Source organism: Nocardia takedensis NBRC 100417 (genome assembly GCF_000308695.1).
GTDB lineage: Bacteria > Actinomycetota > Actinomycetes > Mycobacteriales > Mycobacteriaceae > Nocardia > Nocardia takedensis.
In genome coordinates, this window is record NZ_BAGG01000250.1 from 18501 (window position 1) to 31548 (window position 13048).

5 protein-coding genes and 1 pseudogene are annotated in these 13048 nt (G+C 64.2%); 2 read left to right on the plus strand and 4 right to left on the minus strand.

Annotated features, from left to right (window positions below):
* Positions 1-118: 118 nt before the first annotated feature.
* Positions 119-484 carry an effector-associated constant component EACC1 gene (locus ON30_RS39735; protein ID WP_157183956.1) on the plus strand — a complete coding sequence of 122 codons (366 nt, stop codon included), beginning with the start codon at positions 119-121 and terminating at the stop codon, positions 482-484.
* A complete protein-coding gene (locus ON30_RS38145) occupies positions 481-3132 on the plus strand; it encodes a caspase, EACC1-associated type (protein WP_083911806.1) in 2652 nt (883 codons plus the stop codon). The genes ON30_RS39735 and ON30_RS38145 overlap by 4 nt, the downstream gene beginning before the upstream one ends.
* A 744-nt stretch (positions 3133-3876) precedes the next feature.
* Here ON30_RS38145 and ON30_RS30390 read toward each other — a convergent pair.
* From ON30_RS30390 to ON30_RS30400, 4 genes and pseudogenes are all read right to left on the minus strand, one after another.
* Positions 3877-8202, minus strand: coding sequence for a caspase family protein (locus ON30_RS30390; RefSeq protein ID WP_051030177.1), 4326 nt, complete (start codon positions 8200-8202; stop codon positions 3877-3879).
* Positions 8157-11777, minus strand: coding sequence for a WD40 repeat domain-containing protein (locus tag ON30_RS30395; protein ID WP_245554296.1), 3621 nt, complete (start codon positions 11775-11777; stop codon positions 8157-8159). The genes ON30_RS30390 and ON30_RS30395 overlap by 46 nt, the downstream gene beginning before the upstream one ends.
* A gap of 144 nt (positions 11778-11921) precedes the next feature.
* Positions 11922-12428 (minus strand): annotated as a pseudogene (locus ON30_RS42430) (caspase family protein); the annotation flags it as partial.
* The coding region (locus tag ON30_RS30400; protein WP_040713034.1) for a WD40 repeat domain-containing protein at positions 12425-13048 on the minus strand (624 nt) is incomplete at its 5' end. The gene ON30_RS30400 and the pseudogene ON30_RS42430, both read right to left, overlap by 4 nt.

Here is a 13048-nt window from a genome sequence, read left to right on the forward strand (position 1 = left end):
TGATGGGCGGCTCGGGTTGTCGAAAGGGTGCCGCGGCGCGGTTTGCGATGATCTTCGGGCGGTCACGCACTACGCTGGCAACGGATTTCGGTTCGCGCGAACAGATGGGGATATCGGTATGTCAAATTCCGGAGACCAGTTGACAGTCCATACTGAAGGCGGTCTTGAGGCGACCGAGCAGTTGCTGGACTGGCTGCGCGACGAGGACGCACTGCGTGGCCTTGTTCGGCGCGCTAACACGCCGATCGGCGAAGGCGATCTCGGCGCGATCACCGACGTTATCACTGTGGCTGTCAGCTCTGGAATCACCGTCACCGCATTGGCTCGATCACTCACAACGTGGCTTACCCACCGTCGTTCCGACCTCGACATCACCGTCACCCGCGGGGACGCCTCGGTGAAGATCAAAGGTAAACGTCTTGATGCCGACACCGTACTCCGGCGGATTCGAGATTTGACCGACCCTACCGAACCGCCGAGGTGACCAACCACCAGCCTGACCCCGACCGCTCACGGGCCGTGCTGATCGGTATCAGCACGTTCAACCACGCCCATCAACTCCACCCGATTCCCGCCGCAGCCAACAACCTCACCGACCTGGAAAAACTCCTTGTCGGCACCGACGGTGTCCTGACTGCCGATACATGCGCCAAGGTGCTGGATCCTGCTGGCGGAGCGCAGATCGGTGATCTGGTCGAACAGGCAGCCGAACAGGCCACCGACACCCTGATCATCTACTACACCGGTCACGGACTGCTCGATTCACGCGGTCGCCTGTATCTCGCATTCACCGCCACAGATCCCGACCGTGTCCGCTGGACAGCACTGCCCGTCGCCACCATTCGTGAAGCGATCGCCGAGAGCCGCGCCGCCAGCCGCCTCCTGATACTGGACTGCTGTTTCTCCGGACGCGCTATGGACGCCCTGACCGACGGCCCCGACGCCATTCTCGGCCAAGCCGACATCGCCGGCACTTACACGATCACCTCGTCCTCGCGCAACGAAACATCCTACGCCCCAGCAGGTCAACGCAACACCGCCTTCACCGCCGCGTTGCTCACCGTCGCCGAACACCACCGCGGACTCACATTGGACGACCTCTACCTCCGCACTCGGCAGCACCTCCTGCGCCACGGCCACCCCGAACCGAGGCGCCGCGCCGACGATAACGCCGGCAAACTCGTCCTGTTCCCCCGTCGAGCACACCACACCCTCGACCACCAATCGACCGAGCCGAGCGCTCCCCGAAGATATTTCATAGCCGCCACCGTCACGACGAACTCTGATTTACCTGACTGGGACCATGACAAGGCCTACGAAGCCAGGGCCGAATTGATCGGCCTCTTCACCGAACGGTTCGGCTACACCTTAGTGCCCACGATCGGCCTGAACCCGTCTGCAGCACAGCTACGAACGGAGCTACACGACGTCGGGTTGGGAGCCCACCCCGACGATCTGATCGTGTTCTACTTCGCCGGTCCGAGTTACTTCGACCGCATGACCGGTGAGACCATGCTGCCGACCAGCGATACCGACCCTGCCGATTTTGCACGGGCAATGACCACTTCAGACTTGGCCCGAATTTTGTTGCTGGGCACCAAGGTACGACGATTGCTCTGGATCTTGGATACTTACACTCTAGAAAATGGCGGTGGCAAATCTTCCCCCCAATCGCTCGAGCGCTTCACCACCCACTGGGCGCATGAGCCGGACAGCGGAGTCGCGATGATTACTTCCGTCCAGCCGAGAGTCTCAGCGCGTGCACAATGGCTTCCGCGAACGCTCCACATGGCCACCGAAGTGCTCGATACCGCAGGCACCACACTGACTCTGTCATTGGAAGTGATCGCCAGCTTTCTAATGAGCGCTCCTGACAGGGATCCGGATCATGAAATCGGACTCGATGTGGTCCGATTGACCGGCCAGGCTCCACCCTTCCTGCCCAATTCGCACGTCATTGAAATCGAGCAACTGAAACGAAGGGTGATTGGCCAACGGCCGATTCCTGACCGTGGCCTCCTTACTCATCCCGAACCCGACGCACGCCACTATCGGCCGATAGTTGAAGACGGCGTCCACAGGCGGGCCGCCGGCCCGGTAATGCCCAAGATTACTGTCACTGCACTGGGGGCCTCGGGCGCAGGCAAGACAAGTTTCATCGCTGGCATGTATGCAGCGATGACAGGCGGTAGCCTGGGCTATACGATTTACGCACCCGACCGAAACCATCGTGTCCGACTTGTATCACACTGGAACAGCCTTTTGGAAGGCACCTGGCCGACACCAACTTCGCGACAGGATTTCATCTCCTATGAGTTGATTGTTAGCCGTGCTTTTGAGTCGCCGACAGCGGGGTTGAACCTATTCGACTATAGCGGTGACGCGCTTGTCGACCAATACGATTCAGCCGACTCATCAGCGCTCATCGAACATCTTGAGCATTCCGACGGTATCTACATCGTCCTCGACGGAGCTGTTCTCGGTCACTGGCTGGCAGACGTGCTCGCCCAGAAACCGGACCGACTCGCGTCATTGCGGCAGCAACTTGCAGTCGCCCCGATAACCGGACTGATCATAACTGCCGCCAGAAAAATGCAGGTTGCCGATCGACCACTTCCATCATTTGTGGTTATTGTCACGAAAGAAGACCTCCTCATGAAGAATGCCGGTCTGCAACGTGACCCTGCGCGGCACCTGACGGTGAATGCATTGCGAGAACTTCTTCCAATAATATTCTCGCCCGACATACGGGTCCTCATCAACTTTACAGACTCAAGCTTAGTCATGGGCCACGAGGCCGATAACCGCCCCTTCTGGATTCCGTTCGCTTTTACATTCATCGAGTACTTTCGTAGATCTGTCAAACAGGAACAACTTCTCCTGGACGCCATGTTTGAAAGTAGAGCAAAGACCGAGGCCGAGATCCGACTTCTGTCTGAACGTTTTGGACCCTTGGGAAACTCTTTAAACAATCGCAGAAATAAGGATGCCATCGATGAGATTAAACACATCGTTGCGGATGCCGAAAGGCGAAAGTCGGACTTTCAGAAGATACTCGACCAAGCATCCGAATTCAACGCGCAGCTGGCAGGTTTTCGGACATTCGGGGAACAGGCACCAGTTGACCCATAGGCGACCCCGCCCGCGAGACCACGTCCGTGCGTTCCGAGTTTTCGATGTTGTCGCCGGTGGTGATCGGGGACTGCTCACACCGACTGCCGAGCAGACGACCTTCGTGGTCCTGCACCAGGTCACCGTCTGCCAACGGCATGATCCTCGACGCCACCGCAAGCCAATTCACCACCAACGCCGGATGTCGGCGATGAGGGGTAGGGCGGTGACGATGCGGTCCGCTCGTTTGGAGATGGAAGAAGGCAGGACAGTCGGTGACTAGGAGTCGCCCACCGAGTTCTGCGTCGACCCGCCCACGTTCGGCCTGCCAGCGCGAAAACTGTTGCAGTCAAGAGGAAAGAGGCGATCGGTCAGCGGGCATGGTCGCTCTCGCGCTACCCGAGATCCGCCGTTTGATCATCACCTGGTCCTACACACCAGCCGTGACACCCGACATGGCTTGGCCTGGTCGTACTTGGGCCGCCGACGCCAAAACCTGGCACGCCTATCGCATTGCCGACGACGAGGACACCCACTCAACCGAGTCCGTTGCAGTGTTAGGCGAGAGCCTCGATGGTCCTCTTGGCGAGATGCTCGGTCTTGGTCGCGTTCTTGAACAGGCTCGCGGTGTATCCACCGTACTCGGCCTCGCGTCGGCCGGGAGTGGTTTACCCAGTGGAACCTTGGCCCTGACCAGCGAGCATATACACCCGCGCACTCGAATGCGCTGTGCGCCAGCTACTTCCATGTGACAGTCTTGGTTGTTCATCCACCAGAGTCGGTCACCCGATTCAGGAAGCCTGCTGAGCCCAATGCGCGACTGTCCGCGCGCGGGCTGGGTCCTCCGGCGTTCGAGCGCCGCGACAGCACAGCAATGTCGAAGCCGAATCCGACAACGATCGCTGTCGAGGCGACGGCGATCGCCAAGTTCCTGCCCATCGGCCAGTCGATCACGGTGGTCTGCACGAGGGTCGACAGATCCCAGAGTCGCATGGTCGCATCAGAACCGGCGGTGACTGCGATTGGTTGTCCGTCGATGATTGTGCATGCCACTGCGGTGACTTCGCCGGTGTGGCCGGTGAGTATGGCGCGTTGGGTTTGGGTGGTCAGATCCCACACCCGTACCGTGTTGTCGTCACCGGCGGTGACTGCGATTGGTTGTCCGTCGATGATTGTGCATGCCACTGCGGTGACTTCGCCGGTGTGGCCGGTGAGTATGGCGCGTTGGGTTTGGGTGGTCAGATCCCACACCCGCACTGTGCTGTCTCTGCTGGCGGTGACGACGGTGGGGTTGCTCTCGATGTTGGTCCAGGCTACCCCCAGTACAGCGTCGGTGTGGCCGACCAGCCGTGCGCGGGCATGTTCGGTGTCCAAATCCCACACCAACACTGTTTCGTCAGCGTTGCCGGTGGCTGCCACCGCGCGGCCGTCAACGACGGTGCACGCCACCGCAGTCATCGCATACTGGTGACCCCACAAGACGAAGCGTTCGGCCCCGGTGTTCAGGTCCCATACCCGCGCGGTCGGGTCACGTGCCCAGCCGCCGGTCACTGCTACAGGACTGCCGTCGATAGCGGCACACGCCATCGGCGAGTCCAATATGAGGCGCGAGGTGAACGCGGCCCGTTCGTTTCCGGTATCGAGATCCCATACCCGCAAGGACTGGTAGCTGGTGGTAACCGCGACCGGGTCGCCGTCGATAGCGGTGCACGCTATTGCACCCACCCAGTTGTCATGGCCGGGACGCTCGGAGTGCTCGGTCCACAGCGTGGAGAGATCCCATACCCGCGCCGTGTGATCCAGGTTTCCGGTGACCACGACAGGGGCACCGTCGATGCTGGTGGACGCTATCGCGTAAACCGAGCCCGTGGTAGTGAGGACGGTGTGTTCGGTGCTGGTCCCCAAATCCCAGACTCGCACCGTGCCGTCATGACTGCCGGTGACGGCGACGGGGTTGCCGTCGACGTGGAGGCATACCACTGAGGTCACCACGCTGGTATGGCCCCTCAGCACGGCGCGTTCGGTTGCGGTGGTCAGATCCCACACCCGAACGGTGTAATCCCAGCTACCGGTGACCGCAATGGGATGCTCATCGATGGTGGTGCATGCCACGGCTACCACAAATCCTGTGTGGCCCGTCAGCACGGCGCGTTGGGTTGCGGTGGTCAGATCCCACACCCGTACGGTGTGATCCCAGCTACCAGTGACTGCGACCAGGTTCCCGTCGATGGCGGTGCAGGCAACCGCTGCCACCGAGCTGGTGTGGCCTGTCAACACATCTCGCGCGGTCTCGGTATCGAGGTTCCAAACCCTGACGGTGTTGTCGGAACTGCCGGTGAGCGCGACCGGGCGAGATTCGATAGTGGTGCACACCACCGCGTGCACCGCATCGGTGTGGCCGGTCAGCCTGGCGCGCACGGTTCCGCTGTCGAGGTTCCAAACTCGTACTGTGGGATCCCATCCGCCGGTAATCGCCACCAGCCTGCCGTCGATTCTGCTGCACGCCATTGCGTTCACCCTGTCGGTGTGGTCGACGCGAATAGCGCGTTCGGCACCGGTGTTGAGATCCCATAGCCGAATCGTCGTGTCGTCGCTGTCGCCATTGCTGCTGGTGACCGCCACCGGTTGGCCGTCAATACCGCTGCACGCGATTGCCTCCACAGGGTTGGTGTGACCGGTAAGGGTGGCGCGATGGGCGTGATGGACCTGGCCGCCGGTTGCCCACTGAACCGGCCATTCCAGTCCCGCGTTGAGCTCGCGTAGCGGCCCGGTCGCGGCGAAGCGTGCGGCATCGACCGCCAAGATATGGCGGCGTCGTGCCGGTGGCAGGTGCCGGTGCCGGTCGGCAGAGCATCGGTACACGGAACGGGACAGCCGGGCGGTGTCGCTACGGGCAAAGCGCAGAGCATCCAGCAACGGTGAGGGATCGGCGTGAACGAGGTAGTCGATGTCTGCGACCATCTCATCGATCAGATCGGCGCGAGCAGCGTGGGTAGCCAAGTGCGCCAGAGTGTAGGGGTGTGCACGCGCCCAGTCCCGGTGACCGTCCGTGGTGACGGGCACCCGCCGGCGCAATACCTCGACGAACTGCGCGTGTATCGAGCGGGTGTCGGTGTTGCTGGTGAGATGATCGGCCAGAGCTTGGTGATAGAGCCGATACACCGACCGCCCTGCTTCGGTGGCCTCCACGACATAGGAGCCCGCGGTGCGGCGCAGCCAGATCAGGTCGGCGTCGGTGTAGTCGACCCCGGCCAACGCAGAAGCCAATCCGGCCCATAGGTCCTCCCACGGCAGGCCCTGTCCTTGCGCGAACGCCAACGGCAGCAGCAACGCTCGCGCTTTGTCGGCGTCGGGGCCGAGGCGGGATTCGAGGTCGTCGCGCATCGCCTCGCCGGGCAGGCGCGGCAGACCGCGTCGCCACGCCGGGTCGGTCGGGTCGGGGAGTGTAGGGGTAGCCGAGAGGGTGGCGGCGACAATACGGGCGACGAGGAAGCAGTCGCCGGCGCGTTCGGCGATGGCGTCGGCGACCGCGCGGATAACTGTGGGTGGTTGGGTGAGGTAGATGGTGTCGGGTACGGCGTCGACGAGTCCGCGCACGGCGTACGCGGTCAGTGCGTCGTGGTCGGCGTAGCGGTCGCTGTCGAGATCGATGCTTCTCTGGCGGTCGGTCCCCAGGCGCTCGAGCAGGTAGGGGCGGGTTCCGACGAGTACCCGCAGTCCTGGTCCGGCGTGGTCGAGGAGTGGGCGCAGGAGTTTGGTGATGAGTTGTTGGGGGTCTGTGGCTTCGTCGAGGGCGTCGATGAGCACGGTCAACGGCTCTGTGCGGGTGGAAAGTTGGTTGCCGAGGTGTTCGGGGGGTTCGGCGTTCAAGTGTGCGGCGGCGGCGATTCGATCGCGGATGTGTTCGGTGGTGAGGTTCTGCGCGTAGATCACCACATCCACCACTCCGACCGGCGGGACCGCTGCGGCGGGCAGGTCGAGGATAGTGCGGGGGACGGAGTGGTGGTAGTCGGAGTCGGTGAGGGCGGCGATCAAGCCCAGGACCGCGGTCTTACCCGACCCAGGATCTCCGGTGACCGCCAGCAGGCTGTCGTGAGTGTCAGGGTTGGTGAGCCAGGTGGTGATGTCTGTCAGGGCGGTGTGGCGGCCGGTGAACCACCATCCTTTGTTGTCCTGGTTGCCCATCGCCCGCACCAACAGTCGGGTGCGGAACTCGATGTCGCGGCGTCGGGCGAAGTCTTCTGCGACGCTGGATTGCAACCACGCCTGCGGCCCACTCGCATCGGGGCGGTGGCGGGGGTTGGGCAGGAACGGTGGCGTGTCGCCGGTCAGCCGTACCTTCTCGAGACCGATCCGCTGCCAACCGAGAACAGGTGCGAAGCTGTTCATCGCGGTGACCACCGCCTGCACCGACAACGTCTGAGGTTTCTGTCCGGCGGTGGACAGCGATTCGACTGCGGCGGTGAGCAGGCGAGGAAATTCGCCGGCCTCGGCGAGCTGGCGTGGTTGGGTGGAGGAGATGACCACAATCCCGGCGCCGTGGTCGTTTTCGCTCCAGTGGTGGGTGTATTTAGTGAGGGCGGCGGCGGCGAAGTCTGCGCCGCCTTTGCCGGAGTAGCAGGTGTCCAGGATCAACATCAAGCGCCTAACCGGGGTGCCGAACAGGATCTTGCGCGCGATCATGTCGGTGGTGGGGGCGTCGGCGAGAAAGGCGGGGTCGGTATCGGCGGTGATCAGCACGTGCTCGTCGGTATGGAGCAGGCGTTCACCGTGCCCGGTAAAATACACCGCCACCACATCATCAGCGCGCCGTTCCGGTGCGCGGCAGAACCGCGCGAGCCCGTCAAGCAACTGGGCGGCGGTGGGATTCATGCCTGGTGGCTCGATGAGGGTGTAGTTGAACCGGTCGGTGAACAGCGAAACAAGCTGTGTGCGCGCAGTTTCGAGGCCAGGGGGATCCCAGTCGGGGGCAGCGGTGTGGTGTGCGACCGCGGCCGCGATCAGGAACCGGCCGGGTCGCGGATTCTGGTCTTCGCTCGGTTGAGTCACCGCGATACCGCGGATCCGCGAAATGTATTCGTGGCGTTCCACTTCAGCGCGGCGAGATCGTGGCCGAATCCGATGACAAGCATGCCATCCGAACACGTCATTGTCTGGGGAGGCGAGGGAAAGTCGATTGCTGCGATCTCGGTCATCGTCGCCAGTTCCCACAGGCGAATGCGCCGTTCCTCACTGACCCAAATCGCGACAGGTCGGCCGTCGAGATTGGTGCATGTCACTGGCCCGGTCCAAACAGGATGTGGGTCGGGTACGTTGATCGGTTGGTGGGCTGGCGGGTGTCCCCACGGGTCCGTCTTCGTTGAGGGCTCCGGGGTTCTCGCCGACAGGTCCCACAGTCGTACCGTCGCATCGCTGTAACCGACGATGGCGATCGCCTGGTCGCCGATCTCGGTGCAGGCGATCGAATTCACCCGTCCGGTACCTCCGGCCAAAAATGCACCCCGGGTACCGGCGGTCAGATTCCACACTATCGCTGTGCCGTCGTCGCCGCCGGTGACGGCGATGGTCTGGTTGTCGATACTGGTACACGCAAGGGCAGTTATTCCTCCGCGGTGGGCGGCGAATCTCGCTGGTTCGGTGTCGGTGGTCAGGTCCCAAACGCGCAGAATGCCGTCGTCGCCGCCGGTGAGTGCGATGGCGTGGTCGCCGATGCTGATGCATGCGACGGCGCGTACGGCGGGGCCCAGTCCGCCTCCGACGAGTTCGGCGCGCGGGGGGTCGGTCGTCAGGTCCCATGCAATCGCGGCTCCGTCGTCGCCGCCTGTGACAGCGACGGGCCGCCCGTCGATGATGGTTAAGGCGGCCGCGTTTACCGCTCTGTCGTGACCAGTAAGCACAGGGCCTTCGGTACCGGTCGTGACATCCCAGACTCGTGCGGTTCCGTCGCTGCTGCCGGTGACCGCCAGGACCCGGCCGTCGACTGTGGTGCACGCCACCACGTTAATCATGTCGATGTGGCCCATGCGTTTCGCGCGTCGCGTGGTGGTGGTCAGGTCCCACACGCGCGCACCGCTTTCTCGGCTGCCGGCGACGGCGACGGGTCGACCGTCGATGTAGGTGCACGCGACCGCGTCGACTGCCCCGAGATGGCCGATGAGTACTGTTCGCTGGGTTCTGCTAATGAGATCCCAGACGCGCACTGTGTGGTCGCTGCCGCCGGTGACCGCCACAGGCCGACCATCGATGGTTGTGCAAGCCACAGCCCACACTGCCCCGGAATGTCCGATGAGTGCCGAGTGCAGGGATCCGCTCATGAGGTCCCACACATTCGCCATGCCGCCGCTACCCCCGGTGACAGCGACGGATCGGCCGTCGATGCTGGTACATGCTACTGCGTCGACCATGCCTACGTGGCCGATGAATTCAGTGAGTTGGGCTCCGGTGATCAGGTCCCAGACCCTGACCCATCCCACGCTGCCACCGCCGATCGCGACAGGTCGGCCATCGATGCTCGTGCACGCCAGCGCCTCCACTGTTCTGATGTAGCCGAGCTGGCCGAGCCCGACCCCAGTGGTTAGATCCCAGACGAGCACCGCTCCATCTCGGCCGCCGGTGACTGCGATGGGCTGGCCGTTGATCTCGGTGCATGCCACGGCTCGCACCGGCTCGGTGTGCCCGGCGAGCACAGACTGCTGGGTGCCGGTGATCAGGTCCCATACCCGGACCGTGGCGTCGCTGCTGCCGGACACGGCCACGGGCCGGCCGTGGATACTCGTGCACGCGACGGCGTTGACCGTCCGGGTGTGTCCAGTGAGCACGGCGAGTTCGGTACCGGTGCGCAGATCCCACACCCGCATCGCCGTGCCGCTGGCTGTGACCGCCGCAGGCCGGTTGCTGATGGTTGTGCACGCCACGGCACTCACCATGCCGATGTGACCGCTCAGGGTCGATCGCAGAGCGTAATCGATCTGACCTCCAGTGGCCCAACTGACCTGCCAATCCTGCCCACGGTTGAGTTGGGACTGCTGCACGGGGGCACCGAACCGGGCAGCATCGATCGCTAGGATTCCTCGCCGCCGCCGCGGAGGCATGGAACGGTGCACGTGGGCCGAACAGCGATAGATCGCGCGGTGCAGCAGCGCGGTCTCGGTGGTCACGGTGTCGAGGACGTCGAGCAGGGGCGCGGGTTCGGCGTGGACGAGGTAGTCCAGATCGGTGACGAGTTCGTCGACGAGCCCAGCGTGAGCGGCGTGCATGGCCAGGTAATGGCAGGTGTAGGGGTGCGCGTCAGCCCATGCGCGATATCCCTGTGAAGTGCGTGTGACCCGGCCGGTCAGTGTCCGGACGAACACAGCGTGCGCAGCGCGGATCTCCCATCCTTCGAGGAGATGCTCGGCAAGAGCTTGGTGGTAGAGGCGGTAGGCCGAGCGTCCGTTTTCGACGGCCTCGACCACATATGAGCCCGCGGTGCGGCGCAACCACATCAGATCATGGTCGTTGTAGTCGGCTTCTGCCAGCGCCGACGCGAGTGCTGCCCACACGTCCTCCCACGGCAGACCCTGCCCCTGAGCAAGCGCCAAGGGGCGGAGCATGTCCCGCGCCTTTCGCGCATCAGTGCCGAGCCGCGAGTCCAGATCATGGCGCATTGCCTCTCCGGGCAATCGCGGCAGATTGTGTCGCCATACCGGGTCGCTCGGGTCGGGAATGGTCGGATCTGTTGCGAGGGTCGCGGCGACGACACGCGCCACGAGGAACGATGGCGCGGCCTGCTCGGCGACCGCGTCGGCGACCGCCCGCAACACCGTCGGGTCCTGGTGGAGGTAGACGCTGTCGGGTGCGGCGTCGAGCAGTCCGTGCACGGTGTAGGTGGTCAACGCCTCGAGGTCGGCGTAGCGGGCGGCGTCGAGATCGATCTCGTTCTCGCGCGCTGTCCCGAGGCTTGGGAGCAGGTAGGGACGGGTGCCGATCAATAGGCGCACGCGTCCGGCCGCGTGGGTGATGAGGGGGCGCAGCAGTTGTCGGGTGAGTTGGTCGGCGTCGGTGGCTTCGTCGAGGCCGTCGAGCAGGACCGTGAACGGACGGTGTCGTCCGGTGAGGCCGTCGAGGAGTTCTCCGACCGTGGCCGCGGTGAGCTTCGCGGCGGCGGCGATGCCGTCGCGGACCTGGTCGAGGGTGAGTTTCTGGGCGTAGATCACCACATCCACCGCCCCTACCCGTGGGACGGAATACTTTGGTAGGCGCAGGGTTTCGAGGGGGACGGTCCGATGGTATTCGGGGTGGGTGAGTGCGGCGATGACGCCGAGGACGGCGGTCTTGCCGGAGCCGGGGTCGGCGGTGACCGCCAGCAAGGGGTGGGTGGGGTCGGGGTGGTGCAGCCAGGTGGTGATGTCGGTCAGGGCGGTGTGGCGGCCGGTGAACCACCAGCTGCGGCCGTCGGTGCTGCCCATCGCCCGCACCAGCAGCCGGTCCCGGAACTCCACGTCGCGGCGTTGCTCGTGGGCCTCCCACTGCGCGGCCTGCTGCAACGCCAGATCCACCTCGTACAAGCCGCGGTCGTGGCGGGGGTTGGGGAAGAACGCTGGCGCGTGGCCGGTGGGGGTGATCTCGTTCAGCCCGGCGACCTGCCAGGGGGTGTCCGCGGCCAGGTTGTTGATCTTGGCGACCAACGCTTGGGCGGCGATGGTCTCGGGTCCGTGCCCGGCGGTGGACAGCGACCGTACCGCTTCGGTGAGCAGGCGGGGGAACTGGCCGGCGTCGGCGGTCTTGTGAGGTTGGGTGGAGCTGATGACCACGATGCCGTTGCCGGGGGTTTCGTCCCAGTGCTGGGTGTAGTGCTCCAGGGCCGCGGTGGTGAAGTCGGCGCCGCCTTTGCCGGAGTAGCAGGTGTCGAGCATCAACAACACCCGCCGCACCGGTGTCTCGTAGAGAATGGTGCGCGCCAGAGCCTCGGTGGTGGTGGCGCGGCGGATGCGGTCGGGATGGGTGTCGGCGGTGACCAGGATGTGGTCGTCGGTGTGGGGGAGGCGTTCGCCGTGGCCGGTGAAATACACCGCCACGATGTCGTCGGGGCGTCGATCCGCTGCCGTGCAGAACCGGTCGAGCTCGTCGAGCAGCTGCGCCGCGCTCGGGTTCACCCCGATCGTGGGGACCAAGGTGTAACCGAAGACAGTGGTGAACAAGTCGACCAGCGTCGCCCGCGCGTCGACCAGGCCGGGTCGGTCCCACTGCGGTCCGTGGGCGTGTTCGGCGACCGCGGCCGCGATCAGAAACCGCCGCGGCCCTGATGGCGAGCGTTCCGATGCCGCAGGGGATGTCATCGCAGCTCGACCGCGACAGCTCGGGAGCCGGGAGAGGTCCGTGTCCAGACAGCCAGATCGTTGTCGAACCCGACGATGATTGTCGAACCCGAGCACGCGACCGCCGTGACAGGCGCCGGGCAGTCGAATACCGCCGTCACGGTCATCGTTTCGAGGTCCCAGACCCGCACCGATGCATCCCGATCGACATAGATCATCACGGGCCGTCCTTGCAGACTGGCGCAGGTCACCTTGTCAGTCCGCTGCGAATGGACAACAGGGACGGCATTGGTCTGCTTCCTCAGTCGACGCATCCACCTACTGCCCCACGAGGCACCGTCCCTGTTCTCCCCGCTCGGCACGTCCCACATCACCACCGTCTCATCGAAGAGGCTGGCGATCACCACCGCGCGTCCGTGTATGGTCGTGCACGCCAACACGTACACCCCGTCGGTGTGCCCGGTGAGCGTGCTGTGCAGTGTGCCGGTGGCGAGGTCCCAAACCCGGACCGGCTCGTCCGTCCAACTGGCAGTGACGGCGACGGGTCGGCCGTCGATGCTGGTGCACGCTACCTTGCGCTCCGTATCGGTGAGGATCCGATGGCTGCTGGTGACGAGGTCCCAAATCCGGACTGTACGGTC

What these genes read in the sequence shown, in the direction of transcription:
- ON30_RS39735 (WP_157183956.1), top strand. Translation starts at nt 119, where the DNA reads ATGTCAAATTCCGGAGACCAGTTGACAGTCCATACTGAAGGCGGTCTT.